This window comes from Chryseobacterium sp. T20, from assembly GCF_047345655.1.
GTDB lineage: Bacteria > Bacteroidota > Bacteroidia > Flavobacteriales > Weeksellaceae > Chryseobacterium.
Map to the genome: position 1 here is coordinate 104,370 of NZ_JBLFDU010000009.1, position 26,634 is coordinate 131,003.

Annotated in this window: 23 protein-coding genes and 1 pseudogene; 22 read left to right on the top strand and 2 right to left on the bottom strand. The window is 36.4% G+C overall.

Annotated features, from left to right (window positions below; all coding sequences use genetic code 11):
• Positions 1 to 102: 102 nt before the first annotated feature.
• The 13 genes and pseudogenes from msrA to ACMA47_RS18755 all read left to right on the top strand — a co-directional run.
• Positions 103 to 612 (top strand): annotated as a pseudogene (msrA, locus tag ACMA47_RS18695) (peptide-methionine (S)-S-oxide reductase MsrA); the annotation flags it as partial.
• A 46-nt stretch (positions 613 to 658) separates the two neighbouring features.
• Complete coding sequence (locus tag ACMA47_RS18700) at positions 659 to 1,654, top strand: type I glyceraldehyde-3-phosphate dehydrogenase (RefSeq protein ID WP_070562090.1); 996 nt, start codon at positions 659 to 661, stop codon at positions 1,652 to 1,654.
• A gap of 90 nt (positions 1,655 to 1,744) precedes the next feature.
• Positions 1,745 to 2,191: a TlpA disulfide reductase family protein gene (locus ACMA47_RS18705; RefSeq protein WP_165689906.1), complete on the top strand. Its 447-nt coding sequence runs from the start codon at positions 1,745 to 1,747 to the stop codon at positions 2,189 to 2,191.
• A gap of 44 nt (positions 2,192 to 2,235) precedes the next feature.
• Complete coding sequence (gene cysS, locus ACMA47_RS18710; RefSeq protein WP_413930994.1) at positions 2,236 to 3,717, top strand: cysteine--tRNA ligase; 1,482 nt, start codon at positions 2,236 to 2,238, stop codon at positions 3,715 to 3,717.
• Between the two features lie 93 nt (positions 3,718 to 3,810).
• Positions 3,811 to 4,632 carry a helix-turn-helix domain-containing protein gene (locus ACMA47_RS18715; RefSeq protein ID WP_413930995.1) on the top strand — a complete coding sequence of 274 codons (822 nt, stop codon included), beginning with the start codon at positions 3,811 to 3,813 and terminating at the stop codon, positions 4,630 to 4,632.
• 622 nt (positions 4,633 to 5,254) lie between these two features.
• Positions 5,255 to 6,490, top strand: coding sequence for a TIGR02452 family protein (locus ACMA47_RS18720; protein WP_413930996.1), 1,236 nt, complete (start codon positions 5,255 to 5,257; stop codon positions 6,488 to 6,490).
• A 22-nt stretch (positions 6,491 to 6,512) separates the two neighbouring features.
• Positions 6,513 to 7,553, top strand: coding sequence for a DUF2971 domain-containing protein (locus ACMA47_RS18725; protein WP_413930997.1), 1,041 nt, complete (start codon positions 6,513 to 6,515; stop codon positions 7,551 to 7,553).
• Positions 7,550 to 8,236 (top strand): Sir2 family NAD-dependent protein deacetylase, encoded by a 687-nt coding sequence (locus ACMA47_RS18730; protein WP_413930998.1) that lies wholly within the window; start codon positions 7,550 to 7,552, stop codon positions 8,234 to 8,236. Before ACMA47_RS18725 ends, ACMA47_RS18730 begins: the two co-directional genes overlap by 4 nt.
• Positions 8,236 to 9,177 carry an ADP-ribosylglycohydrolase family protein gene (locus ACMA47_RS18735; protein ID WP_413930999.1) on the top strand — a complete coding sequence of 314 codons (942 nt, stop codon included), beginning with the start codon at positions 8,236 to 8,238 and terminating at the stop codon, positions 9,175 to 9,177. The genes ACMA47_RS18730 and ACMA47_RS18735 overlap by 1 nt, the downstream gene beginning before the upstream one ends.
• Before the next feature lie 10 nt (positions 9,178 to 9,187).
• Positions 9,188 to 9,730 carry an RNA 2'-phosphotransferase gene (locus tag ACMA47_RS18740; RefSeq protein WP_413931000.1) on the top strand — a complete coding sequence of 181 codons (543 nt, stop codon included), beginning with the start codon at positions 9,188 to 9,190 and terminating at the stop codon, positions 9,728 to 9,730.
• Between the two features lies 1 nt (position 9,731).
• Positions 9,732 to 10,460 carry a metallophosphoesterase family protein gene (locus ACMA47_RS18745; RefSeq protein ID WP_413931001.1) on the top strand — a complete coding sequence of 243 codons (729 nt, stop codon included), beginning with the start codon at positions 9,732 to 9,734 and terminating at the stop codon, positions 10,458 to 10,460.
• A gap of 160 nt (positions 10,461 to 10,620) precedes the next feature.
• Positions 10,621 to 12,345 carry a hypothetical protein gene (locus ACMA47_RS18750; protein WP_413931067.1) on the top strand — a complete coding sequence of 575 codons (1,725 nt, stop codon included), beginning with the start codon at positions 10,621 to 10,623 and terminating at the stop codon, positions 12,343 to 12,345.
• 98 nt (positions 12,346 to 12,443) lie between these two features.
• Positions 12,444 to 13,232, top strand: a complete 789-nt coding sequence (locus tag ACMA47_RS18755) for a choice-of-anchor J domain-containing protein (protein ID WP_413931002.1) — start codon at positions 12,444 to 12,446, stop codon at positions 13,230 to 13,232.
• A gap of 51 nt (positions 13,233 to 13,283) precedes the next feature.
• Here the strand turns inward: ACMA47_RS18755 and ACMA47_RS18760 are convergent, their stop codons facing one another.
• The gene (locus tag ACMA47_RS18760) at positions 13,284 to 14,165 is read right to left on the bottom strand and encodes a cupin-like domain-containing protein (RefSeq protein ID WP_336701887.1); all 882 of its coding nucleotides are present in this window, start codon (positions 14,163 to 14,165) and stop codon (positions 13,284 to 13,286) included.
• A gap of 449 nt (positions 14,166 to 14,614) precedes the next feature.
• On the opposite strand from ACMA47_RS18760, the gene ACMA47_RS18765 reads away from it, so the two are divergent.
• Positions 14,615 to 17,392: a carboxypeptidase regulatory-like domain-containing protein gene (locus ACMA47_RS18765; RefSeq protein WP_413931003.1), complete on the top strand. Its 2,778-nt coding sequence runs from the start codon at positions 14,615 to 14,617 to the stop codon at positions 17,390 to 17,392.
• A gap of 50 nt (positions 17,393 to 17,442) precedes the next feature.
• Here the strand turns inward: ACMA47_RS18765 and ACMA47_RS18770 are convergent, their stop codons facing one another.
• The gene (locus ACMA47_RS18770; protein ID WP_413931004.1) at positions 17,443 to 17,940 is read right to left on the bottom strand and encodes a DinB family protein; all 498 of its coding nucleotides are present in this window, start codon (positions 17,938 to 17,940) and stop codon (positions 17,443 to 17,445) included.
• A 182-nt stretch (positions 17,941 to 18,122) separates the two neighbouring features.
• On the opposite strand from ACMA47_RS18770, the gene ACMA47_RS18775 reads away from it, so the two are divergent.
• From ACMA47_RS18775 to ACMA47_RS18810, 8 genes are all read left to right on the top strand, one after another.
• Positions 18,123 to 19,022 (top strand): GLPGLI family protein, encoded by a 900-nt coding sequence (locus ACMA47_RS18775; protein ID WP_413931005.1) that lies wholly within the window; start codon positions 18,123 to 18,125, stop codon positions 19,020 to 19,022.
• Between the two features lie 182 nt (positions 19,023 to 19,204).
• Positions 19,205 to 19,495 (top strand): hypothetical protein, encoded by a 291-nt coding sequence (locus ACMA47_RS18780; protein WP_413931006.1) that lies wholly within the window; start codon positions 19,205 to 19,207, stop codon positions 19,493 to 19,495.
• 119 nt (positions 19,496 to 19,614) lie between these two features.
• Complete coding sequence (locus ACMA47_RS18785; protein ID WP_034693968.1) at positions 19,615 to 19,869, top strand: FeoA family protein; 255 nt, start codon at positions 19,615 to 19,617, stop codon at positions 19,867 to 19,869.
• On the top strand, positions 19,869 to 21,902 hold the full coding sequence (gene feoB / locus ACMA47_RS18790; RefSeq protein WP_413931007.1) for a ferrous iron transport protein B: 2,034 nt from the start codon (positions 19,869 to 19,871) through the stop codon (positions 21,900 to 21,902). The genes ACMA47_RS18785 and feoB overlap by 1 nt, the downstream gene beginning before the upstream one ends.
• A gap of 248 nt (positions 21,903 to 22,150) precedes the next feature.
• Positions 22,151 to 23,113, top strand: a complete 963-nt coding sequence (locus tag ACMA47_RS18795) for a DUF4421 family protein (protein ID WP_413931068.1) — start codon at positions 22,151 to 22,153, stop codon at positions 23,111 to 23,113.
• 69 nt (positions 23,114 to 23,182) lie between these two features.
• Positions 23,183 to 24,565, top strand: a complete 1,383-nt coding sequence (glmM, locus tag ACMA47_RS18800; RefSeq protein WP_413931008.1) for a phosphoglucosamine mutase — start codon at positions 23,183 to 23,185, stop codon at positions 24,563 to 24,565.
• A 6-nt stretch (positions 24,566 to 24,571) separates the two neighbouring features.
• Complete coding sequence (locus ACMA47_RS18805) at positions 24,572 to 25,192, top strand: Crp/Fnr family transcriptional regulator (protein ID WP_413931009.1); 621 nt, start codon at positions 24,572 to 24,574, stop codon at positions 25,190 to 25,192.
• A gap of 359 nt (positions 25,193 to 25,551) precedes the next feature.
• A complete protein-coding gene (locus ACMA47_RS18810; protein WP_413931010.1) occupies positions 25,552 to 26,520 on the top strand; it encodes a quinone oxidoreductase family protein in 969 nt (322 codons plus the stop codon).
• The last annotated feature ends 114 nt before the right edge of the window (positions 26,521 to 26,634 follow it).

Below are 26,634 nucleotides of genomic sequence, written 5' to 3' on the forward strand. Positions count from 1 at the left end.
CTCGGCTTCTTCGCCATGACAGGTTGTAGCAACAGTATGAGTAACAAAGCCGAGCATAATAAGGGCTTGGAAGAAAAAGTAAGCATTACTGAAATGACAGGCAATAGCGATAGCACGGACGTTATCTATTTTGCCGGAGGATGTTTCTGGGGAACAGAGCATTTTTTTAAACAGGTAGATGGTGTTATCGCTACCGAAGTAGGCTTTGCCAATGGCCGTACCGACAATCCGACATATGAGGATGTAGTACAGAAAAATACGGGCTACGCTGAAACCGTAAAGGTTACATACGATGCTGAAAAATTGGATTTGAATCTGTTACTTGATTTGTATTTCCTTGCTATTGATCCTACGAGCGTAAATAAACAGGGTAATGATATCGGTGATCAGTACCGTACGGGCATTTATTACACCTCAGGCCAGCAGTTACCACTTATAAACCAACGGATAAATAAAGAGGCGGCAAAACATATCAGAGCTATAGCAGTTGAAGTAACCCCCATAAAGAAATATTATAAAGCCGAGGATTACCATCAAGACTACCTGGATAAGAATCCGGGAGGATACTGCCATATTAATCCGGCACTTTTTAAAGTGGCGAAGGAAGCTAATAAGGCAACCAATAAATGATAATATCATCAAAAAACTATAAAAAATCATGAAAAAAGTAGCAATCAACGGATTTGGTCGCATAGGAAGGGCAGCATTAAAACTGATTTTTGAAACCGATGACCTTGAAGTCGTCGCCATAAACGATTTGATGTCGGTAGAAAATGCAGCATATCTGCTTAAATACGACAGTAACTATGGTAAGTATGCTAAAGATGTTAAATTTGAAGGAGACAGCTTATTTGTGGGGGATAAAGAAATCAAGTATTCCAGTCTACGCAACATTTTAGAGTTACCATGGAAAGCACTCAATGTAGACGTTGTTATTGAAAGTACCGGCATATTTACCAACAGTGCCGATGCTGAAGGGCATATTCTGGCTGGTGCTAAAGCAGCTGTAATTTCAGGTCCTACAAAAGACACTCCAACAGTTGTTTATGGTGTAAATACTACAGATGATAAGACATTGGTCTTTTCTTGTGCAAGTTGTACGACCAATAACATCAGCCCTGTAATAGAAATTTTGGGAAGAAGGTTAGGTATAAAAAAAGCAATTCTTAATACCATACATGGATATACTGCTTCACAAAGCCTTGTCGATGCGCCTTCGAAAAAAGAGCCACGCATGGGTAGAGCGGCCGGCTTGAATCTGGCACCGGCTGCTACGGGAGCAGCCATAGCGACTACTAAAGTATTACCTCAGTACGCCGGAAAGTTCGACGGCGTTGCCATTAGAGTTCCCGTCCCTGTTGGCTCCATTTCGGATATTACTTTTATTGCTGAGAGACCTACCACGGTTGAGGAAATCAATCAGATTCTGTCAGAAGAAGCGACCACAGAACGGTATAAAAAAGTGATCGCTGTAACAAATGAACCCCTTGTATCAACTGATATCATAGGAAGTGCTTTCGCTTCTACCGTAGATTTAGAAATGACAAGGGTTGTTGATGGAGACCTAGTGAAAATAATGGCTTGGTATGACAATGAATGGGGATTTACCAATCAGATGATCAGACAGATTCAATCAATATGGCAACCTGAATAAACTGATTTAAGCGCACATGCTTACGTCGATTAACTGCATTCCCCTTCTGAAAAGGATAGGGGAATTTTGATATTTATTGTTATGGAAATTTTGAACAACCAAATCCAACCCTGGCATTTGGAAAGTATCGGACAGAAAGATCTTCCACATTACGATAGCTTCAAAGGAAAACCCTTATTGATCTTGTTTTTCTATTTAGGCTGTCCGGGATGTGTAGGAAGAGCTATCCCATTTGCCAATAAAATGGCGTATGAACACGGGGACAAGATGAACGTATTAGGGATTCATAGCAATTTTGAAGGTCCCGAATATACCAATGATGAAATTATTGAAAATTTAAAGTCATTGCATGTTAGGTTTCCGGTTTTTAGGGATGCCGGTATGGCCACCACTTTTCACGATTACCAAGCCGGGGGGACACCTCACTGGGTTTTGGTAGATAAAAACGGTAAGGTAGTCCGTTCCATATTTGGTTCGGATCCCAATCGAGCATTATTATGGTTAGATTACGCAATTATTGAAGAGTTGGAAAAGTGAATTAGAATTTACCTTCAAAACATTGCAACTTTTGAATATTCAATATGACTATATATAAAGATCATCCACTGAAAATATATAACTCACTTTCGAACGAAAAAGAAATATTCACACCGATTCAAGATGGTCACGTTGGGATGTATGTCTGCGGTCCGACGGTGTACAGTAATGTACATCTTGGTAATGTAAGGACATTCCTCTCGTTCGATATCATCTATCGCTATCTTCTGCATTTAGGCTATAAAGTCCGTTATGTGCGTAATATCACTGATGTAGGACACCTGGTTGATGATGCAGATAGCGGTGAAGATAAAATTGCAAAAAGAGCGCGTTTGGAACAACTTGAACCAATGGAAATTGTTCAACGCTATACCGTTGATTTCCATGATATCCTCCAAAAATTCAACCTTTTGCCGCCAAGCATTGAACCAACGGCGACCGGTCACATGATTGAGCAAATCAATGTCATACAGAACATCATAGATAAGGGCTATGCCTACGAATCGAATGGATCGGTATATTTCGACGTGGCAAAGTATAGTGAGGATTACGATTATGGTGTGCTCAGCCATCGGGACCTGATACACACGCTTGATAACTCCAGACCACTTCACGGCCAGTCTGACAAACGGAATGAACAGGATTTTGCGCTATGGAAGCGTGCTGATCCACACCATATAATGCGCTGGCCTTCGCCGTGGAGCGATGGTTTTCCGGGATGGCATACGGAGTGTACCACAATGAGCACAAAATACCTTGGGCAAAGATTTGACATCCACGGTGGAGGTATGGATCTGAAATTTCCACATCATGAATGTGAAATAGCTCAGGGAGAAGCCTCCACGGGCCATGCACCGGTTAACTACTGGCTGCATGCCAATATGTTAACGCTGAATGGAAAGAAAATGTCCAAATCTAGTGGAAATAATATTCTGCCAGATGAGATTTTGGCTGGCGACAATCCTGTTCTTAGCAAAGCGTTTTCAGCTTCGGTGACGCGTTTTTTTATGTTACAAACGCATTATCGAAGTATTATGGATTTTTCGAATGAGGCGATCCTGGCTGCTGAAAAAGGATACGACCGCCTGATGAAAGCGATAAATAGCTTATCGAAGCTTGAGCCTGGAAATAGATCGACACTCGACATCGCTGGTTGGGAAGCCAAATGTTATGAGGCGTTGGATGACGATTTTAATACGCCGATACTTATCTCACACCTTTTTGAAGGCGTTACGTATATTAATCAACTGAAAGACAAGACTGCCATACTTTCAGCAACCGATCTGGAACATTTCAATAAAGGTATTTCAACCTTTGTTTTTGACGTACTAGGATTGGAAATGAGATCGGGTGTGTATGACAGCTACGCTGAAAAACTCGACGGGACAATCAAATTACTAATTGAAATTAGGAATAAGGTGCGAGCAGATAGAAACTTTACTTTGTCAGATCAGATACGCAACCGACTCGCTGAGTTAGCTATCAAATTGAATGACTCAAAGGAAGAAACAACTTTTAACTATTGATCTGATTTAAAGATTCGCTTTAAATTAAATTGTGTTTTGAGATTATATGTATTTTTGATAATAATATAGAAGTACTTTAAATTGAATATTAATATGATCTATCAAGGAAAGCAGAACGAATACTTTGAGTTGGAGTATCTAGATTGTGACAATTTCAGAAGCTTTAGGCCGATTGTATCTGGGGCTCTGCAGCTACTGTGGTTTCAATCTGACGGAAACAAATTGATCATCGATGGCATTCACCAAACTTTTAATAACAACCAGATTGTTAGTCTCTCTCAATACCATCATGTGCAATATGAGCAGATTAACGCTATGAAAATGCTTCGGTTCAATTCAGAATTCTATTGCATAATTAACCATGATAGCGAAGTCGGCTGTAAAGGTGTATTGTATTATACACCTGCAAAAATACCGGTTGTTTCGGTTCAGGAGCCGCAATTTGCGATAATGAATGATGCCTGGAACCTAACCGATATGGAATTAGAAATGAAAGACGAATTGCAGCTTGAAATGCTGCAAATTGTCCTCAAGCGCATCCTGATACTGTGCACAAGAATATACAAAATGCAAGGTACCTTGTCTTTCATCGACGATAGTCAGCATAATTTAATAAGGGAATTCAATTTTCTGGTTGAACAAAACTTTAAGGAGCAGCATAGCGTCTCTTACTATGCAGGTTTATTACACAAATCACCAAAGACCATTACCAATACCTTTAAGAAGATTGATGAAAAATCACCACTTCAGCTTATCCATGACCGTATTCTGTTAGAGGCTAAAAACTTGCTGCATTATACAAAACGGGATATTTCTGAAATAGCGTACGAACTCGGATTTGAAAACGTGCAGGTATTCAGCCGATTTTTCAAGAGACTCTCAGGTATTTCTCCTACCGAATTTCGACTCAAATAAAAGAAGAGAATTTAGGCGGATTAGGCTTAAAAACATAGCAATTAAAAACGTAGACCTCTTTAAGGGCAGATCTTGAACAGTAGGGTAAATCGATCTTAATAGGTTTCGATTTAATTATTGTGCGACCTGATTGACTGAGTTTTTAATGTCTTGAAAAAAACTCTAACTCAGTAAGGCTGTCATTATGGATATAAAACAGCACCATAGCTTTATGCTCAGTGTTCCTGGTACATGGATAGGTCAAACTACCAGCCTTTGCTTAAGCCATATATCTAAAGCATTCTGTATCTCTCTGTTTGGGTACATATTCTATATACACCTTGCCATGTCTTATACTAAAGCAGGGCTCATACTATTGGGATTACGGTAATGCGCAATTGTAGGAGCACACAAATGAGCAACCTCCGCAATAACTTTGTAAGTCGAAATAAAGGGTAAAGAGCCAATGTACTCTACCCTTTATTTTTTATATTTGCAATATTGATTTACAAGGTAATCAAATGAAAAAGAATGTAATAAGCACCATTACTAAATCGTTACCGATAGAGTTTTCCTCTCTTGTAAACTACTCTTTATTAGTCACTTTGTGCTATATTAATCTTTTTTTTGAAAAATAATAACCATGAAAACAACAACATTATATAGACCAGTAGGCGAAAAAGAAATGATCCTGATTATAGAAAGCGGATTTAAAGAATTTCCCCCAAGACTGGAATGGCAGCCCATTTTTTACCCTGTTCTCAATGAAGAATATGCTTCAGAAATTGCAGAAAAATGGAACACCAGAGACGAAGCCGGAAACTATCTTGGTTTTGTAACCCAATTTGATGTACAGAAAGAAGTAGCAGATCAATATCCTGCTCAGAATGTAGGAGCAAGAAACCACAACGAGCTATGGGTTCCATCAGAAGAACTGGATAGTTTTAATAAAGCCATTGTAGGAAACATCAAAGTAACCCAAGTGTTTATAGGAGATGATTTTGAAAAAGCAGGAAATACGGAGTTGGGAGAATTGATGTCTAATATTAAAAAATTAACCATGACAAATAAAGGAATGGCAAAAGATACCTTAGATATCCTTGCCAAAAAATATTATATAAACGAAAACAACGAAAAAATAAATATAGAAAACGAACTGGAAATCAGTAAAAAAGAAACCGTTCTTTTCACTCCGGAACAACTTTCTGAAATGAAAGAATCTCCGTTGCCGGAAATCAGTTTTGAAACAAAAATTGAAACATGGAAATGCAGTTCTTTAAAAGCAATTTTACAATTAGCCGAAGAAGAAAATCAGGAGAAAATCATGTGTCTGAATTTTGCATCAGCAAAAAATCCGGGTGGAGGATTTATCAACGGTGCCGAAGCTCAGGAAGAAAGCCTGGCAAGAACTTCCGGACTGTATGAAAGCTTACTTCAGGCATGGGATTATTACACAATTCATCGTGCGATGGAATCCTGTTTTTATACCGATACAATGATTTACAGTCCTAAAGTTCCTGTTTTCAGGAAAGATAAGGGAGAGTTGCTTTCTAAGCCTGTTCTGTGTAATTTCATCACGTCTCCGGCAGTCAATGCAGGTGTGGTAAAACGTCAGGAACCGGAAAGAGTACATGAAATTTTTGATGCAATGGATCTTAGAATGGATAAAATGTTCTCACTGGCCTTACATCAGGGAAATGAAGTCTTAATCTTAGGAGCCTGGGGATGCGGTGTATTCAAGAATGATCCAAAAGAAATTGCAGGATTATTCAGGAAACATCTTCAGGGAAAATTTAAAAATAAATTTAAAAGAGTGGTTTTCGCAGTGCTTACGAAGAAAGAAGAAATGTTGAAACCATTTGAAGAAATTGTTTTGTAGTAAAAAAAATAAGATAATTGTCATGAAAGTTTATAAATATAGATCAATAGAAGAAGATATTTTTAAAAGAGATTTTGAAACTATAAGTACCAATTCTTTTTACTCATCAAATTATAGCATGTTGAATGATCCGTTTGATATTTATTTTAATGAGGAAATATCCCAAGTCATAGATCTTTTGAAAACATTATTTCCACATAGTGAATTGGAAAATCTAGAAAAACAATTTCGGGAAGTTTTAAATTTTAAAGAAGAAATTGGAGTTTATTGTTTAAGTACAGATTTTTTGAATGAACAATTATGGGCTTATTATGCTAGTTCATATTTTGGATACTGTATAGAATATGATTTAGATAAATTAGTTGATAAAGGGCAAAATTTTGATTTTCAATATCAATTTCAAATTGATTATATGGATAATATTCCAACTTTGGGAATTGAGGATCTTATAAATTTACAAGATGGCTTTATAAGAAAGATGTTTGCTACTAAGAAGTCTGCTTGGCAACATGAAAAAGAAATTCGCTTAATCTTTGATAAGTATGGGATGAAAAAAATTCATCGCTCAGCTATTACGGGAATTTATTTTGGAGTTAAAACACCGGAGAAAATAAAGCAGAATTTTTACAAACTTTTCGAGAATGATGATGTGAAATTTTATGAAGTTTTTCCTTCAAATTTTGAATTAGATTTTAGACTAATAAATGAGACTAAAAGAAAACTAAAGCATAATATAAACAAATTTGATTTTGAAATATTGAAACATAGAATTAATGTATCTCATGAATCATATTATGTTTTTTATAAGGGTAACAAAAATGAACTAGATATTAAAGAATTTATTTTAGCGTTTAGAGAAGCTTTTTTAATTAAAGAGAATAATAGTCTTTATATTTTTGATAATAAAGAGGTAGAATCTTTAATAGATATTTATCCTAAAAATGATGAACAGTATATTAATTACGCTAATTCAATAATTACTGTTTGTGACGATTGGGAAGAAGCAGGTATCAATAATCCTTATAAAGATTTTCATTATAAAGAAATTATAAATAAAAGATGAAAAAACTAACCATATTAAGCGGCGCGGGAATCAGTGCCGAAAGCGGAATAAAAACCTTCAGAGACGGAGACGGTCTTTGGGAAAATCATAATGTAACGGATGTGGCAAGTCCGGAAGGATGGAAAAAAGACAGAGCATTAGTCCTTGAATTTTACAACCAGAGAAGACGTCAGCTGCATGAAGTACAGCCCAACGAAGCGCATCAATTGCTGGCAGAGCTGGAGAAACATTTTGACGTTCAGATTATTACCCAAAATATAGATGATCTTCACGAAAGATCAGGATCTACCAACATCCTTCATATTCACGGAGAATTGTTTAAATCATGTTCGAGTAATAATAAAAGCCTGATTTATGAACAAAAAGATGATATTAAAATAGGAGATCAGGCAGAAGACGGAGCTCAATTAAGACCTTTTATCGTTTGGTTTGGAGAGGATGTTCCTTTGTATCAAACGGCAAGAGAAATTGTAAAGGAATCAGATATTCTGTTGGTAGTCGGAACTTCGTTGCAGGTGTATCCTGCTGCCGGACTGATTCATGATATCAAAGACGACTGCCTTCTAATCGTCATCAATCCTAATGAAACAGGATTCGGATACGGACAGAGAGCTGTTGTAATGAAGGAAACAGCTACGCAGGGAATGAAATTATTATTTGATAAACTGGTGAATCTTGCCTGATGGAAAACAAAGTAAAAGCAGGGATAATAGGTGTTTGTATAGGAGATGCACTGGGTGTTCCGGTAGAATTTAAAAAAAGAGAAGATCTGATAAGAAATCCGGTAACAAAAATGCTGGAATATATGTCCTGGAATCAACCCAAAGGAACCTGGAGTGATGACAGTTCTCTTACGCTTTGCCTTGCAGAAGAGCTTACCAAAGGTTACGATCTTGAAAAAATCGGACAAAGTTTTGTGAAGTGGAACAAGTATGGTCACTTGACTGCCCATGGAAGGCTTTTCGATATCGGAGGAACTACAAGACATGCTCTGGCAAGATTAATCAAAGGTGAAAGTGCCAGATTTTCAGGAAATATTTTTGAAGAAGACAATGGAAATGGTTCTTTAATGAGAATTCTTCCCCTTGCCTTTTATCTTGAAAATGAAGAGGATATTCAGAAGCTTTATCTGATCGTAAAAGAGGTTTCAGCAATAACTCACGGTCATTTCCGTTCTGTTTTTGCCTGTTTCATCTATGTTATTTTTTCCATTCAACTGTTGAAAAGAAAGAATAAAAGAGAGGCATACACGCATACACAGAAAGTGTCTTTAGAGTATGCTGAAAAGCAAGGTTTTAACCCAAATGAAATTGAACTTTTCAGTAGAATTTTAAAGAATGATATTTCCGGATATCCTGAAGATGAAATTAAGAGTGGCGGATACGTTCTTCACAGCCTGGAAGCTTCTTTATGGTGTTTTTTAAATTCGGAAAGCTACTCAGAAGCCGTTTTAAAAGCTGTCAATCTGGGAGAAGATACCGATACCACAGGAGCCATCACCGGAGGAATTGCCGGAATTTATTATGGATATGAAAATATTCCGCAGGAATGGATTTCTGAGCTGGTGAGGAAAGATGATATTGAAGCTTTATGTGAGAAATTACACCAAAAATTAATGAATTAAAATACAAACCATGAACGAAATAGAAAAGAAAAAAATAAGTAAATTTTTAAGCCTGATCTTGCGGCATCAGCCAAAAAGTATAGGCCTTACACTGGATGAAAACGGTTGGACAGATGTCGAAGAGCTGAGAACAAAATCAGCCAAAAAAAGAATATATTTTACTCCCGAAGAATTAGATGAGGTAGTAGAAACCAACAATAAAAAGCGTTTTGCTTTTAACGAAGATAAAACCATGATCAGAGCAAGTCAGGGACACTCTATTGATATTGACCTGGCGTTGGAAGCCAAGCAGCCTCCGGAATTTCTGTACCATGGAACAGCTGAAGCCAATATTTCTTCCATTTTAGAAAAAGGAATCGAAAAAAGAACACGTCAGCATGTACACTTAAGTGCTGATAAAGAGACCGCTACAAAGGTCGGGATGAGACACGGCAAACCTGTGATTCTGACCATCAGAACCGGAACAATGCATCAGGAAGGATTGTCTTTCTACCAGTCTGCAAATGGAGTTTGGCTTACAGATTTTGTAGATGCAAAATATATTTCGAAGTAAAATGAGCAGAACATTAGTCATAGGAGACATCCACGGAGGATTTAAAGCCTTGTTGCAGGTTCTTGAAAGAGCAGGAGTGACGCAAAATGATCAACTGATCTTCCTCGGAGATTATGTAGATGGATGGAGCGAGTCTTCACAAATCATACAATTCTTACTGGAACTTTCCGAAAAACAGGAATGTATTTTCATCAAAGGAAACCATGATGCATGGTGTGAAGATTGGTTGGCATTTGGACAAAAACCCGATGTATGGCTTTTCAACGGAGGAAAAAGTACAGTAGAAAGTTATGTTGATTATTCTCTTGAAGATCTGGATATTCATCTCGAATTCTTTCAAAGGATGAAAAATTATCATATTGATGATCAGAACCGACTCTTTATTCATGCCGGATATTCTTCCATGCACGGTCCTGAAAAAGAAGTCTATTCCAGTAATTACCGCTGGGACAGAACCCTTTGGGAAACTGCCGTGGCAATGGATAAAAAACTGGAAAAGAATTCTGAATTATATCCCAAAAGACTGCTGTTGTATAAAGAAATATTCATCGGACATACGCCAACGCTGGATATTGGGATCAAAATACCAGCCAATAAAGCCAATATCTGGAATATGGATACCGGAGCAGCCTATACCGGATCTTTATCCATCATGGATATTGACTCCAAGCAATTCTGGCAAAGTGATCCGCTTCCTTCTCTGTATCCTAATGAAAAAGGAAGGAATTGATAGAATAGAACAAATAAAAGAGCGTTTATTGTGATGACAAACTAAACCTAACAGGTTTTTAAAACCTGTTAGGTTTCTATTTTAAAAACATTTTACCCATCAACATATTCTCATTTCTCCCAAAAGATAACTACTTTTAAAGTCTGAAAATATGACTTCAATGAAACTGAAATATCTTTTATTCACCCTAAGTTCTACCTTGTTTTTAGCTCAAAAATCATTTCAGACTCCTTTTGAAAAAGGGAATGGAAATCAGACGGTTACCTACGATGAAATGAACAGTTATTACCAGGATCTGGCGAAAAATTTCAATACCATTCAATATCTGAAAAAAGGAGAAGATGACAACGGAAAGCCCATTTATGTAGTGGTCTATAACCCTTTTCCTGAAAAAGATCTTGAAAAATTAAGAAAAGACAAAGCCGTCCTCTTCGTCAATAATGGGATTCATCCTGGAGAACCGGACGGAATTGATGCAACCATGATGCTGATGAGAGACCTCGCTGCCAAAAAGATCAAAACTCCACAAAACTTTATTATTGCGGCTATTTCTGCCTATAATGTAAGTGGAATGCTGAATAGAGGATCCTATTCCAGAGCCAATCAAAATGGCCCGGAACAGTACGGATTCAGAGGAAATGCAAGGAATTATGACCTGAACAGAGATTTTATCAAGGCCGATTCTAAAAATGCCAGAAGCTTTCAGGAAATCTATCAGTGGTTAAAACCGGATGTTTTTATCGATAACCATGTCAGCAACGGAGCAGATTATCAATATACATTCACCTATATTTCTACATTTAAAGAACGTCTGGGAAATACCCTTGGAAATTATTTCTACAATGATTATCAGTCTAAAAATCTTGAGGATATGAAAAAACTGGGGTATGAAAGTACTCCCTACGTCAACATTCATGGAGATGTTCCGGAAGTCGGATTTGCCTCATTTGAAGATTCTCCCCGATACTCTACGGGATATACTTCCCTTTTTAATTCTTTGGGAACCGTTCCCGAAACCCATATGCTGAAACCGTATGATAAAAGGGTAGATGCCACTTACAAATATATGCTGGTGAATCTGCAGAATTTAGATAAAGATTATCATAAAATAAAGCAGCTTCGCATAGAAAATCTAAAACAATATCAGGCAGGTAAACCATACGGAATCCGTTGGAAAATAGACTCTACAAAATTCTCTATCATGGATTTTAAAGGCTATGAAGGAAAATACAAACCCAGTGAAGTTTCAGGGAAGCCAAGGCTGTATTATGACAGAAATAAGCCTTTTACGAAGAATATAAAACTCTTTACGACGGCTGTTCCAACGGGATACATTACCATTCCAAAATATTATGTGATTCCACAGTCTCAATATCGTGTGATTGAAGAATTTAAAAGAAATAATATTCAGATGAAACCGATACAGAAAGACAGCACTTTAGCGGTTGAGTCCTATAAAATTAAGGATTTTAAAACCGTTAAAAGCCCTTACGAAGGACATTATCTGCATTTTGAAACTACAGTTGATGCTACACAGAAAAATAGGGCATTTACAGCCGGAGATTATCTGGTTTCAACCAATCAGCCTGGTGTGAAATATATTATAGAAACCCTTGAACCTGAAGCATTAGACTCATTTTTCAATTGGAATTTCTTTGATGGAATTCTGGCGCAGAAAGAATACTATTCCGCCTATATTTTCGAAGATACTGCCGCTGAACTTCTGAAAAAGGATAAAAAGCTGAAAGAAGCATTTGAAGCAGCTAAAGCATCTGATAAAAAGCTGTCTGAAGATGGAGATGCCCAATTGGATTGGGTGTACAGACATTCTCCTTATTTTGAAGAAAAAACATTCAGACAGTATCCTGTTTATAGGGTGTTGTAAATATTTTTCACGAAAATTCTGACTATTTTTTTGTTTTTATAGTAATTTGTTAATCAATGTTTTAGTTTTTTATTAAATTAGTATCAAAAACAAACACTATGAAACAAATTTATCAATTCGTAACATTGCTGTGCTTTGTACCGATAGGTTTACTGGCACAGTATTCTCAAAGTTTTGATTCGGCAACAATGCCTGCTGACTGGACAATAATTAATGGTGGAGATCCCGGAACCTGGGAAACCTTTAGTTCTTATGACTCTTCATTCAATGCTCCTCATTCGGGAACACACTTCCTTGGATTGGAATATGGCAGTACTTCCCATGATGATTATGCCATAAGCCCTGCCATAGTGGTCACTGCGGGAGTATCTGATAAGCTTACTTTCTGGGCAAGAAACAGAGGAGCAGGGCTTGCTGAGACAGTGGATATAAAAGTGTCAACCACAACTCCTACTATTGCAGGCCTTACCAACACGCTTGCTGCAGCAGTAAAACCTCCTACTTCGTGGAATCAGTATACGTACGACCTGACGCCTTTTGTAGGACAGACAATTTATATTGCTTTTCATTCCACTACAGAAGATGTCTGGTTTATTGGGATCGATGATTTCCAGATTTCAACAAACAGTTTATCGGTTTCTGATGCCAAAGCCGATAACAGCCGTGCATCCATCTATCCAAACCCGGCACAAGATGTTTTACACATCAAAAATAAAACTAAGATGTCTGAAATTAACATCTATGATCTTAACGGAAAGCTAGTGAAAAAAGAAACAATGAATACAGAAAACGGAACGGTAAATGTAAGTGAACTGGCAGCGGGAAATTATATAGTGAAGGTCAAAGATAAAGAGACTGAAAAAGGCTATAAAATGATTAAGAAATAAAATTGTTATAATAGAATCAAAAAAGACGTTTCAAGTGAAACGTCTTTTTTATTATCTTGGTAAGCCTCTCTTCAGGGCCATTTCTGCTCTTTTAACAGCCATTTTTTCTTTCCAGTCCATGTAGCTTTTTTTGAAGTTTGACTTCATAATGTCGTCAAATTTACGCTGTACGGTAAGATTCCATAGAGAATGTGCTTTTACTGCCCATGATTTGTCCCATGCTCTTAAGGAAATTGAGAAACTTCCGTCCAGATATTTCATCCAGTGCCACCATCCGGTAGGCATAAATAAAGTATCACCATGCTCAAGATAGCATTCAATTCCTTCTACACCATCCAGTGCAGGGAATTTTGTAAAATCAGGGTTTTCAATATCATAATCTTCCAGTGCATAGGTTGCATAAGGAATCTGGTAAAGTCTTTCTCTCCATTTATAATCAAAAAGAAGAATATGTTTTCTTCCGTTGAAATGGGTATGGAAAATATGGGCCATATCGATATCGAAGTGAAGGAAGGTTACAGAGCCTTTTCCTCCAAAGAACATATTCGGGTATTTATCAAGGAAGCCTCCCATTAATTCTTTAGGAGAAATATAATCTTCCAAAAGTTTAGGAGCATATTTTATGGGGTCGAATAGGAAAATTCTAAGATCAGTAGGCTCTCGCTGGATAAGATCTATATAATCTCCGAACTTCATTTTTGCTGCTGATGCATTGATGGGAGCAGAAGGATCTGCCTTTGAGCTGTCATATAGCGGGACCTCCACATCTCCTACAACCTCCTTCATATATTCCATCGTCCATTTTTGGTAAGCAGGCCATTTTTTTGCCATATTTTTGATGACAACGGGCCTTCTTGGCTTCAGATATTTTTCGTAGAATTCTTCTTTCGAAATGTCATCTACAACATCTATAGGCTTTAAAATTATTCCCATTTTATAAATTTTATGTTACAAAATTATTAAATATATATTTATGTACCAGTGTTTAATTTTTTTTTAATCTATGATTCAAATCAGATTTTCCTATTTAGAATAAGTAAGATTATTAATTCCTTAGCTTCTTATTAAAATTGTTCTTTTATCTCATTAATAAGACAAAATCTATTCAGATTATGTTACATAAATCAAAAAATAAATCACTCGCTTATTTTGCGAATTTTTTATGCCAAACATGATTTTATGATACAATAAATATTCGCAAAAACGGATAAACAGATTCTGAATTTGCTTAAAAAGATTTCTTTTTTCAAATGAAAATCAAAAGTTTGAAAATTATCACTATGTTTGTAGTGATATTGATTTAACCTTTAACTATAAAATTCATCTTTATAAAAAGTGTAACAAAAAACTATAATGATTAACTAATTGAGCAAATAATAAGTATGAAAAAAAATATTTCTTTATTTCTGATGCTTTTCTTTACTGTGCTTACTTTTGCACAGAAAACGGTTTCAGGAAAAATTACTGATGATGACGGGGTAGCAATACCAAGCGCCAGTGTAACGATAGAAGAGCCCGGTAAAGACGCTATTCTTGCTTATGCCATTACAAATTCCAAAGGAGAATATAAAGTAACTTTTACTTCCGCTGAATCCAATGTGGATCTGAAAGTGAAAGCATTCAATCAGAAACCTCTTACGAAGCAAATTAATAACAGTGATCAGACTCTGAACTTTAAAATGCAGTCTGAAGCTACAGAAATTAAAGAAGTACAGCTGAAAACCAAAATGATCACCGCAAGAGGTGACACCATTTCTTACGATCTTAAAGCATTCAATAGTAAAAATGACAGAACCCTTGCGGATGTAATGAAAAAGATTCCGGGAATTGAAGTAAACAAAGACGGAACAATTCTATACCAGGGAAATGCTATCAATAAATTCTATGTAAATGGAAAAGACCTGATGGAAGGCGGTTACGGTACCATCAACAACTCACTTCCTAAAGATGCCGTACAGAAAGTAGAAGTTCTGGAGAACCACCAGCCGGTAAAAATACTTCAGGATAAAGTACCTTCAGACCAGGCAGCCATCAATATCAAACTGAAAAACTCTGTCACCATGACAGGTAGAGGAGAAGTAGGAACCGGTTTCGGAGATCCATGGCTTTGGAATGTAAAACTGACACCCATGTTTTTTGGGCAGAAAAGCCAATGGGTAGTCAATTATAAAACCAATAACATGGGTGAGCAGGTTGAAAATGAAGGGAATATTTTAGCATTTGGCAGTCCATGGGAAGGAAGAAGAAGTAACATCTCGCAAAATAATTGGTTAAGTGTAGAAAATGCAAGTACACCAAATTTACCAGTGAAAAGGTATTTGATGAATAATGTTCACTATTTGTCTGCAAATTACTTAACTAATATTGATAAAAAGAAAGAATGGGAATTAAAGGTTAATGCAAATTATACAAATAATGCAGTGGAAAGAGAGGATTATAATGAAACAACTTATTTTCCAACTAATGACAGACCCCAACAGTCTACTGTGGTGATGAGTACCAGAAATAATTTTTATACAGATAAACTGAAGGGAGAATTAATCTTTACCAAAAATGCTAAGAAAGGATTCTTTAAAAACACCACAAGTTTCAGTCAGTTCTGGAATGCAGACAGAGCATTTGCTGAAAGAGCAGGAAGATCAGGAAATCAAGGAGTGGAATCTCCAACATCATCTTTTCAAAACTCATTGAGTACTATTATTCCATGGGGAGAAAAGATGGTGAATTTCAAATCATATATCAATTATCAGGATGATCAGCAGACATTGAAAGTAGATCCGGCAAGTTATTTACAGCTGCCATACAAACTTCCAAAGGTAAACCCTAACGATCCTAACGAAAAAGATAGATATGGCATTGTAAATTTTGCACCAGGCACTTTAGCGTTACAACAGTTCAGACTAAAAACTTTAGATACTTCACATTCAGCAAATATTAGTTTTTCTAAAAAAGGATGGACATTTACTCCTCAGGTGGGATTTGATTTCTCTACAGATAAGCTAAATACAAACTTTGATGGGCAGGCAATTCCAAATCCTTCTGTACCGAATGATGTTCCACCAAATTTCAATGATGGTATTTATGAAAACAACCTGAAATTTACAGAAATTGTTCCTTCTGCTTCACTAGGTGTTAATTATAAATCTGAATCTTGGAGTATTTTTGCAAATTTTCCTGCAAATTTCAACAGCATAAAAGCTGAAGATGATTTAAGGGGAGTTTCAAAATCACTAAATAAGACAACATTTACTCCAAATGCTTTTATTCAATATTCATTTGCTTCATTCTGGAAAGCAAGTTTGAATGGAAACATCAGCAATAATTTTGGAGATATTCAAACGGCTTATGCAGGCTACATGCTATTAAGCCCTAGAGGATTTAATGTAATGGACCCTAATAACCCGATCCCTCAAATAACGTCAAAAATGGCAGGATCAAGAATTGAATACAGAAATCCATTAAACAATCTATTTTTTAATATAAATTATTCATTGAGCGATAGTAAAAGAAATTTGCTTTCTTCTCCAATTTTGGATGCAGCAACGGGGTCTACTTTAATCCGATACATTGAAAGAGAAAATCATTCAAAGAGTAATAGATTTAATGTTGAGGTTGGTAAATACTTCCCAAAATTCAAGACCAATGCTTCTGTGAGCTATGGAAATACATTGACAAAAAGTGATGCGTTCTTGGATGACACTCAATATTTGAGCAAAAACAATACTCAGACTTATGGACTTAAGTTCAATAACACCTATTTCAGCTGGGCGAGTGTAGATTATACACTTAATTTATCAAGAAACAAACAAGATAATATAGGCTTGAGTTCTAATCAAAGCAGGCTCGGTGTCAATACAGGATTTAATCACAATCTGGCAGTTTATTTCTATCCTATAGAAGACCATACGATTGGATTCAATTGGGATCAGGTGAATACAAGTGATGGAAGTAATAAATATAAGAATGCGTTTTATGATATTTCTTACCAATTTTCATGGTCTAAAAAGAAAATTGATTTTGAAATTAAATGGTTAAATATTGCTAACAGAAAATTCTTTGAAACCTATAATATCAATCAAACAACAAATAGTTCTTCTTACACGAAGATTCAGCTCCGCCCAAGTCAGGTGATGCTAAGTGTAAAATTCAACTTTAAATAAAATAAAAACCAATCCATCCGGATTGGTTTTTTTATTGAGATATACTGAAATTAAAAGCTTTGCTGGTCTGCAGAAGGCCCATAGCTTCCCGGCAAAGGAATATTGTTTAGTCTGTAATACACTCCCAGTTGAGCCCTGTGATGAGTGATTTGGTTTAAAGCATGCCGGATAGCTCCGTATTTGCTCCAGCTTGCCAGTTCATGGCCATCATTTTTAATGGTCCAGCTGGGGTTCAGATCGTCCTCTGTACTATTTTCCAATGCTGTTTTTGCAGACTGATAATCATCCTCCAGTTTTTTTATGAGATCATCTCTTGTAGAAAGAATGGTAGGTTTATAGTCTCCTTTGGCAAAATCCAGCTCGGAAGTTTTCAAAATAGTATTTGGCCATTCAAAAACTTCAACAAGATGGGTGGCAAGTGGCATTAGTTTCATACTTTTTTCATGCGGAGCATAATCATTTTTTCCTTCAGGGAATAGTTCAATAAATTTTTTTGTGGTTTGGAACTCTCCCTCCAGTTCGGATTTTAATTGAGATAAGGTATCCATAATATTTTGTTTTTTAGAAACTTAAAGGTAAGTGTTTTAAAAATGAAACTGTTTTAAGAGAATCATAATTTTTTAATTAGTAAAGATTTGAAACGGTGAATATTTTTTACCAAAAAATAAAATTTCTGAAAAACTGTAACAAAAGAAGACAAGTGATTACTAATTATATAAAACTTGCTACAATGAAAAAGTTATTCTCAGTATTTCTTATTGCTCTTTTTGCATTTGCGGGAGCTCAGGAATCTAAAGAAACAGCGAACCGTTTCTTTTATGAACTGACTTTTAAGCCGAAGAAAGATTCGGCAAGAATGGATAAGATCATTACGATTCTTGATATTACCCCAAAGAAATCAATCTACCAGGATTATACAATGCCGGCTCAGGATTCTATCATTAAAGTTCAGATAGAAGAAATGGAGAAAACCAAGTCTTTCAAGGACATGACCAAATTTATAAAGTGGCCAAAATTCTCTTATAAAATTATCAAAAGCTATCCGGACATGAAGGTTCAGTATGTAGATAGAATCAGTAGAAACCTATTCTCCTACGAGGACGAACCGAAATTACAATGGAGTATTTTACCTGATAAAGAGAAAGTAGGTGCATACAATGCTCAGAAAGCAACTACAGAATTTGGAGGAAGAAAGTGGACAGCCTGGTTTAGTTCTGACATTCCTTTTCAGGATGGACCTTATAAATTTAAAGGACTTCCTGGTCTGATTGTAAAAGTCGAAGACGCAGATAAAAACTATTCATGGCAATTGAGCGGAAATAAAAAGATCGAAAACTATGATGAATTATCATATGCCGATAAGATCAATGCTAAGATGGGAATGATGAGCAATACTGTAACACCTACATCCAAAGAAAAATTCCTGAAGTCTTACGAGGGATACAAAGCAGATCCATTCGCAGAATCAAGACCTTACATGACTGCAGAAAATATGAGCAGACCGATGCCGGGAACAGACGGAACAGTAGGAGATTTCATGAAAAGACTGGAAAAGCAGGTGAAAGATTTCTTCGGGTCCAATGATAATCCCATAGAAAAAGAACAGGCTTCTGACAAGAAGAAAAAATAAGCATTCATATCAACTAAATTATATTTTGAATCAACCCAGATACAGCAATGTGTTTGGGTTGATTTCTTTTTATCAGGTAAATTCTACGTTTGACCAGCAGAAACTTTAAAAAAATCTCAGAAAAAATTTGATTTTATTTTTTATTCTCATATGTTTGCTAAAACTAATTTAAAAATTATACCATGAAAAAATCTATTGTCGCAGTTCTGCTGACAACATCTGCATTGCTATTTGCTAAAAATGAATCTCCAAATAAAAATACGGAGCCCAAAAAGGCAACTGAAACTGTTTTAGTCACTAAGAAGACTATTGAAAAAACAGATCAACTACAAAAACCTATTACATTATCCACAACCGCAAAAGAGAGGGAAAAGGAATTGACTACAGAAGAAAAATGCGCTATTGAACTTGCTGTAGGTCCTGTAATTGCGGGACCTCCTGTTCATTGCTTTCAGCTTGGAGCAGAAGGATAATCTTAATAAGATATAAATAAGCCCAGATACAACGATGTGTCTGGGCTTATTTCTTTTATCCCAAACGTTATTTAGATTAAATTTAAATAGCGTATATTTGCAGGACTAAAAATTAGGCTTTGAAAGAGAAAGGATTACATAAATTAAGTGGATTCCCTAAAAACAAAATGGGGAAGATATTGGGGTATGATAATGACCATCTGAAAATGCCCAATAAAATCATTGAAATGGGGCTTCTTCCGGAAACCACTTTCAGAATTTTGTATCAGGCACCATTCAATGGGCCTATGTATGTGGAGTTTGGAGCAGAAAAAAGCCGGATTGCTCTTCGTGAGGAAGAAGGAGATTACATCATTGTTGAAGAATTGAATTAATGCAGGAAAACAAGAAAAAACAGATACTTTTAGTCGGAAATCCTAATGTAGGAAAGTCAACGGTTTTTAATACGCTTTGTAACAAAAAGCAGAAAACCGGAAACTATGCCGGCGTTACCGTAGCAAGCCATTCAGGGAATTATGCTTATAAAAATGAGGAAGTGGAGGTTATTGACCTTCCGGGTTCCTACAGTGTATACCCAAGCTCAGAAGATGAGGCTATTTTTTCCAAATACCTTATTGACGAGCAGAAAAACTACGCAGGAGTTGTCTATATTCTTGAAGCATTAAGTTTAAAAAGAGGGCTGCTGCTATTTCAGCAGATTCAGGATCTCGGAATTCCAATGATTTTGATTGTCAATCAGATTGACCAGGCAGAAAGAAGAGGAATTACTATAGATATTCAAAAATTTTCCGAAGCATTGGGCATTAAAATTATTCAGACCAATGCCAAAGAACAAATCGGGATTGATGAAGTAAGAGAAGCTGTTTACAACAACGAATTTGTAAAAACAAATACCCTTTCTTTTGAAACACCTAATGAGCACAGGGATTTTATCCAGAAACTGGCAGCACATAAAGGTTTCGATAATGAATATAAAGCATGGATGAGCCTCTCCCTGGGAACAGATCTTGGAAGAATTGGCTCAGTAATGGAACAGCTGAATGAATCTGATTCTAAAAGTTTGGTTCCGAAAAGATTACAGGTGCAGGAAACCGTAAGAAGATATCAGAATGTAGACAAAATACTGGCTGATGTCATCTCTAAAAAAGCTCAGTTCAAAGAATTATTAACGGAAAAACTGGATAAAGTTTTAGTTCATAAATTCTGGGGTTATGTCGTATTCTTAGCGATATTACTTGTTATTTTCCAAAGTGTATTTTTCCTTGCGGAATACCCGATGAACTGGATCGAAGAGACCTTCTCATGGCTGGCAGCATTCTCCAATGAACATCTTCCTGAAGGGCCAATTAATTCACTGATTTCAAACGGAATTGTTCCGGGAATAGGAGGAATTGTAGTGTTTGCCCCACAGATCGGAATTCTGTTATATTTTCTTTATTTATTAGAAGATTCAGGATATATGGCAAGAGTCGTATTCCTGATGGACAGATTGCTTCGTCCTTTCGGGCTTAACGGAAAAAGTATTGTTCCGCTAGTATCAGGAACAGCCTGTGCCATCCCGGCGGTGATCTCTACAAGAAATATTGAGAATGTAAAAGAAAGATTGCTTACGATATTGGTAACACCATTTATGACATGTTCTGCGAGACTTCCGGTTTACAGTATCATTATCGGACTGATTATCTCAGAAGGAACATTTTTAGGAATCAAATATAAAGCGCTGGTCTTGATGGGAATGTATCTCCTTGGCTTCTTAGTCGCTTTATTCTCTGCAGCAATCCTTAAAAGATTTATTAAAAGTAAAGGAAAGACATATCTCGTAATGGATCTTCCAGCCTATAAAAAACCACTTTTCGGATATGACTTTAAAATGGTTTTAGGAAAAGTATGGGACTTCATTACCGGAGCCGGAAAAATAATTTTCATTGTAAGTATCATCATCTGGTTTTTAAGCTATTTCGGGCCAAGCCAGAAAACAAATGAATTGGTAGCTACAGATGTTCACTTAGACCATTCTTACCTTGCTAAGATGGGTAAAGGAATAGAACCTGTAATTGCTCCGCTTGGTTACGACTGGAAAATGGGTGTAGGAATCCTTACAAGCTTTGTCGCAAGAGAAGTTTTTGTAGGAACAATGTCTACCCTTTACAGTTTGGAAGATGATGCTCCCGAAGTGAAAGTAATTGATAAAATGAGAAGAGATGTAAAACCCAACGGAGAAAAAGTCTTCAGTTTTGCAACCGGAATCTCGGTTCTTCTTTTCTATGCATTTGCAATGCAGTGTGTTTCTACACTTGCAGTAGTCTACAGAGAAACCAAAAGTTGGAAATGGACCGGCTTTCAGGTAGTCATGATGACAGGTTTGGCATATTTTGTGTCGATGATAGTATATCAGATTTTAAAGTAATGGAATCATCATTAATCATTCAGTACGTACTTATTGTATTAATCGTAGCATTTGCTTGCTACTCTTTATTTAAAGTACTTAAAAAGAATTTCGCTCCTAAGAAATTCAGCTCCAAAAGAACCAACTGCGATAAAGATTGCGGCTGTTCTTAAACAAGCCTTAACAGAAATTTAAAAAAATAATAGTATTTTCATCCTTTGAAAATATTAATTATTTTGACTCTAAAAAACACAATTTCAGTTCTCTTGTTGTTCTCATGCATTTTTTACGCTAGGTGCCAGACAGATACAACACTGGTAAAATCGTACAAAGATCAGGTGATGATCCGCCTTAATCTGGATACCAATCTTGAAAAGTATATTCTTTCCCAGGGAGGAAATGATAAAATGGAGCTGTCCATTAATAACAAAACAAGGACATCAGTATCTATTGACTACCGTGCCATTAGTGCAACCCTTTCTTTCTCACCCAAATTTATCCCAGGAAATAATGAGGATGATCTGAAAGGAAAAAGTTCTTATACAGATCTGAGCTTCAGGTTTTTTCCAAAAAGATTTATCCAGACTCTTTATTATAAAAAAGTAAAGGGGTTTTACGTGGAAAATATGAAAGATTTTAATCCGGATTGGCAGGAAGCAGATGCTTATTTGCAGTTCCCGGACTTAAAAGTACTGAGCTTTGGAGGAACAACATCGTATGTGCTCAATAAAAACTTCTCAGCCAAAAGTGTATATACTCACAGTGAATGGCAGAAAAAAAGCAGCGGAAGCTGGGTTCCCTATCTGGATTATGATGTCAGCTTTTTCACCAATACAATCAATGAAGTGAAAAGCAAAGAAGTTCAGTATAAAATAGGGGCCAATATGGGATACTTTTATAATTGGATTATAAGAGATAAAGTGAATGTTGCACCCTACCTTTCTGTAGGACTTGGAGGACAGTTTTCAAGCTCCCGGCAGAACAATGAGCAGAAAGAAAATGAACAGTTTGTAACCCTGAGAATGGAAGGAGGTCTTCACGTGGGATATAATTCGGATCGTTTTCTTTTTGGAGGAAGGATGAACTTTAGGGCTTATACGTATCAGAAAAATGGCGAAGCAGTTGAAAATAATAATCTTTATGGACTGTTATATATAGGGTATCGTTTTGCACCACCGAAAGTTGTGAAAAATACCTATGATAAAGTCCAAAAAAAGATTCCGGTTCTATAAGTTGAAGGGTCTTTTAAGTATCTTTGCGTTGGAAAAATTCAGAAAGAACAAAATAAAAGCAAAAACATCATGTCATTAATAAAATCTATTTCCGGAATTCGCGGAACCATTGGTGGAAGAGTAAATGATAACTTAACACCGCTGGATGTTGTAAAATTCGCATCCGCATTCGGAACCTGGCTTCAAAATAATAAAAACAAAAAAGATCTTACCCTTATCATCGGAAGAGATGCCAGAATTTCTGGTCAGATGGTTTCTTCTTTAGTTACAGCTACATTGCAGGGATTAGGAATCAATGTGGTAGATCTGGGTCTTTCTACAACACCCACAGTAGAAGTAATGGTTCCTGAGCTGAATGCAGACGGAGGAATCATTCTTACCGCTTCCCATAATCCAAAACAATGGAATGCTCTTAAACTCTTAAACGAAAAAGGAGAATTCATCAGCGGTGAAAACGGAGCTGAAGTACTGGCTTTGGCAGAAAGTGAAGATTTCAATTATGCAGAAGTAGATGATCTTGGAAAATATGAAACAAGAGACGATGCTTTTGATATCCATATTCAGCAGATTCTGGATTTACCGATGGTAGACGTGGAAGCAATCAAAGCAAAGAATTTTAAAGTAGTTCTTGATGCTGTCAACTCTACAGGAGGAATTGCTATTCCAATGCTTTTAGATAAATTAGGTTGTGAAACCATCAAATTATATTGTGAACCTACAGGACACTTCCCACACAATCCTGAACCGTTGAAAGAACATCTGGGAGATATCTGTGACCTGGTGAAAAAAGAAAATGCAGACTTAGGAGTAGTCGTAGATCCGGATGTAGACAGATTAGCCCTTATTGATGAAAAAGGAGAAATGTTCGGGGAAGAATATACACTGGTAGCTGTTGCAGATTATCTGTTGAAAAATAAAAATGGAGTAGCAATCTCCAACCTTTCTTCAAGCCGTGCATTGAGAGATGTAGCACAAACCCACAATTCAGAATACTTTGCAAGTGCTGTAGGAGAAGTAAACGTTGTTACTTTGATGAAAGAGAAAAATGCTGTAATCGGAGGAGAAGGAAACGGAGGAATTATCTACCCTGAATTGCATTACGGAAGAGACTCTTTAGTAGGAGTTGCATTATTCTTAACGCATTTAGCTAAAGAAAACAAGACCGTTTCTGAATTACGAGCTGGATATCCAAGCTATTTCATGGGTAAAAAGAAAATAGAGCTTACACCGGAGATTGATGTAGATGCTATCTTGAGTAAAATGGAGCAGGAATATCAGAATGAAGAAGTTTCTACCGTTGATGGTGTTAAAATAGACTTTGAAAACAACTGGGTTCACCTTAGAAAATCCAATACAGAACCAATTATCAGAATTTATACTGAAGCTAAATCTCAGGAAGAGGCAGATCAGTTAGGAGATGATATCATTGCTAAAATCAAGAGTTTAATCTAAAAATATATGAAGAGCGGACAAACAGTCCGTTCTTTTTTTATATCAGAAATGTTTGAACATATTAAAAACAGATTTCCTTTCCCTAAAGAAAAGTGGAGAAAATTTCTGGGCAGTTTCCAGCGTATGGAAGTCCCTGCCAAGACTTTGCTTTTAAAAGAAGGTGAAGTTTCCTGCAATGCCTATTATATTGAAAAAGGCATGGTAAGAGCCTGGTATAATAATGACGGAAAAGATGTTACCTTTCAGTTTTTCCTTGAAAACACAATGTTTTCCTCTCTTGAAAGCTTTAAAAAAGGTTTGCCAAGCATGGTTTCATTTGAGACCATAGAACCCTGTATTTTATACAAAATCAATAAACCTGATGTGGATGCTTTTCTGGAAGAAGTTTACGAAAATCCGGAGCTTAGAAACCTCTTTATGGATGCTCTTTTTGAAAGAGTATTCGATTATATGAAACATTTCTTTTCATTCATTAAAGACACGCCACTGCAGCGATATCTGAATCTGGTTAAACAAAAACCGGAGATCATCAAAAGGGTTCCCCAGCATTATATTGCTTCCTATCTCGGGATTACTACCGTACATCTCAGCAGGATCAAAAGTAAAATATTAAAAGAAGGACTTTAAGAGGGTGGAAGATGGAAGTCAGAAGCTGGAGGTTTCAAGAAACACCGTATTACTTCGGACTTGTCCTATTTAAATTTTAAACGCGATGTCCGCAAAGAATAATATATATTGTTGAAAATTCTCGCAATGGTGTTTCACTCAGCAAGGGTCGCTATTCTTTGCTGAATGAAGTGCCCTTGCGAACAAATAATAATAACAATATCATGTTTCCTAGCGACCGCAGCGTTTTAACTCTATTACTGGCTCTATAAACTCCCAGCTTCCCACTTCCAGCCTCCTTTCCCAAAATCCAAAACTCATAACAAATGTTATCGCCCGACAGTATTCATTCCTCATAATTTTGTATAAAAATTAAAAGAATGAAAGCAGCAGTAGTATTTGAAAAAGGAAGTATTCCTCAATATGCAGATTTCCAAGAGCCTGAAGTACAGGAAAATGAAATTTTGATTTCAGTAAAAGCCGCATCAATTAAAAATCTCGACAGAGCCAGAGCAGGTGGAAATCACTATTCAACAGAAAACCAGGAACATCAACCAACGGTTATCGGAACAGACGGAGCAGGATACCTTGAAAACGGAAGTAAGGTTTATTTTTTCAGTAAAAAAGGAACTGTCTCTGAAAAGGCTGCAGCCGATAAAAAGATGATCATTCCAATTCCTGAAGAACTGGATTTTTCTCTGGCTGCTGCATTACCTAATGCAGTTATGGGATCTGCTATGGCATTAAAGTTCAAGGCAGGAATACAACCTGGAAACACTGTTTTGATTAATGGAGCGACAGGAATTACAGGCAGAATTGCTGTTCAGATCGCCAGATTATATGGAGCACAGAAGATTATTGTTACCGGAAGAAATGAAGAGTCTTTGCAGTCTTTACTTGAGCTGGGTGCTGATGAGGTCGTTTCTCTAAAACTGGAAGACAATGATTTTAAACAAAAAATAAAAGAAATTCATCAGGAAACACCGATAGATATTATCATAGATTATATCTGGGGACATTCTGTTGAAATGATTTTGTCTGCTTTTAAAGGAGACGGAACCTTTTCCCATAAGACAAAGCTTGTAACTATAGGAGGAATGAGCGGAGATACCATTCAGCTGTCTTCTCAGATCCTCAGAGGAACTGATATTCAGATTTCAGGATCTGGATTGGGAAGCTGGACAAAAGAAGAATCAGCACTTCTTTTTTCGGAAATTATCCCGGAAATGTTTCAGGCGGCAGTTGAAGGAAAAATTAAAATGGAAACTCAGGACATTGACATAAAAAATATAGAAAGCATATGGAATGCTGAGATAGAAAGCGGAAAACGTCTGGTCATAAGAATTTAACCCCAATTTCCGTTTTTTTATCCACAATCCTTTTATCGGTTTTCTTTTTTTACTATTTTTATAATAGAAATTTATGAAATGGAATATTCAAAAAAAAGTTGCAACTTTGCATAA

Excerpts from the sequence above, each read along its gene's own strand:
- ACMA47_RS18700 (WP_070562090.1), top strand. The coding sequence starts at position 659 with ATGAAAAAAGTAGCAATCAACGGATTTGGTCGCATAGGAAGGGCAGCA.
- cysS (WP_413930994.1), top strand. The coding sequence starts at position 2,236 with ATGACTATATATAAAGATCATCCACTGAAAATATATAACTCACTTTCG.
- ACMA47_RS18715 (WP_413930995.1), top strand. The coding sequence starts at position 3,811 with ATGATCTATCAAGGAAAGCAGAACGAATACTTTGAGTTGGAGTATCTA.
- ACMA47_RS18720 (WP_413930996.1), top strand. The coding sequence starts at position 5,255 with ATGAAAACAACAACATTATATAGACCAGTAGGCGAAAAAGAAATGATC.
- ACMA47_RS18725 (WP_413930997.1), top strand. The coding sequence starts at position 6,513 with ATGAAAGTTTATAAATATAGATCAATAGAAGAAGATATTTTTAAAAGA.
- ACMA47_RS18730 (WP_413930998.1), top strand. The coding sequence starts at position 7,550 with ATGAAAAAACTAACCATATTAAGCGGCGCGGGAATCAGTGCCGAAAGC.
- ACMA47_RS18735 (WP_413930999.1), top strand. The coding sequence starts at position 8,236 with ATGGAAAACAAAGTAAAAGCAGGGATAATAGGTGTTTGTATAGGAGAT.
- ACMA47_RS18740 (WP_413931000.1), top strand. The coding sequence starts at position 9,188 with ATGAACGAAATAGAAAAGAAAAAAATAAGTAAATTTTTAAGCCTGATC.
- ACMA47_RS18745 (WP_413931001.1), top strand. The coding sequence starts at position 9,732 with ATGAGCAGAACATTAGTCATAGGAGACATCCACGGAGGATTTAAAGCC.
- ACMA47_RS18750 (WP_413931067.1), top strand. The coding sequence starts at position 10,621 with ATGAAACTGAAATATCTTTTATTCACCCTAAGTTCTACCTTGTTTTTA.
- ACMA47_RS18755 (WP_413931002.1), top strand. The coding sequence starts at position 12,444 with ATGAAACAAATTTATCAATTCGTAACATTGCTGTGCTTTGTACCGATA.
- ACMA47_RS18760 (WP_336701887.1), bottom strand. The coding sequence starts at position 14,165 with ATGGGAATAATTTTAAAGCCTATAGATGTTGTAGATGACATTTCGAAA.
- ACMA47_RS18765 (WP_413931003.1), top strand. The coding sequence starts at position 14,615 with ATGAAAAAAAATATTTCTTTATTTCTGATGCTTTTCTTTACTGTGCTT.
- ACMA47_RS18770 (WP_413931004.1), bottom strand. The coding sequence starts at position 17,940 with ATGGATACCTTATCTCAATTAAAATCCGAACTGGAGGGAGAGTTCCAA.
- ACMA47_RS18775 (WP_413931005.1), top strand. The coding sequence starts at position 18,123 with ATGAAAAAGTTATTCTCAGTATTTCTTATTGCTCTTTTTGCATTTGCG.
- ACMA47_RS18780 (WP_413931006.1), top strand. The coding sequence starts at position 19,205 with ATGAAAAAATCTATTGTCGCAGTTCTGCTGACAACATCTGCATTGCTA.
- feoB (WP_413931007.1), top strand. The coding sequence starts at position 19,869 with ATGCAGGAAAACAAGAAAAAACAGATACTTTTAGTCGGAAATCCTAAT.
- glmM (WP_413931008.1), top strand. The coding sequence starts at position 23,183 with ATGTCATTAATAAAATCTATTTCCGGAATTCGCGGAACCATTGGTGGA.
- ACMA47_RS18805 (WP_413931009.1), top strand. The coding sequence starts at position 24,572 with ATGAAGAGCGGACAAACAGTCCGTTCTTTTTTTATATCAGAAATGTTT.
- ACMA47_RS18810 (WP_413931010.1), top strand. The coding sequence starts at position 25,552 with ATGAAAGCAGCAGTAGTATTTGAAAAAGGAAGTATTCCTCAATATGCA.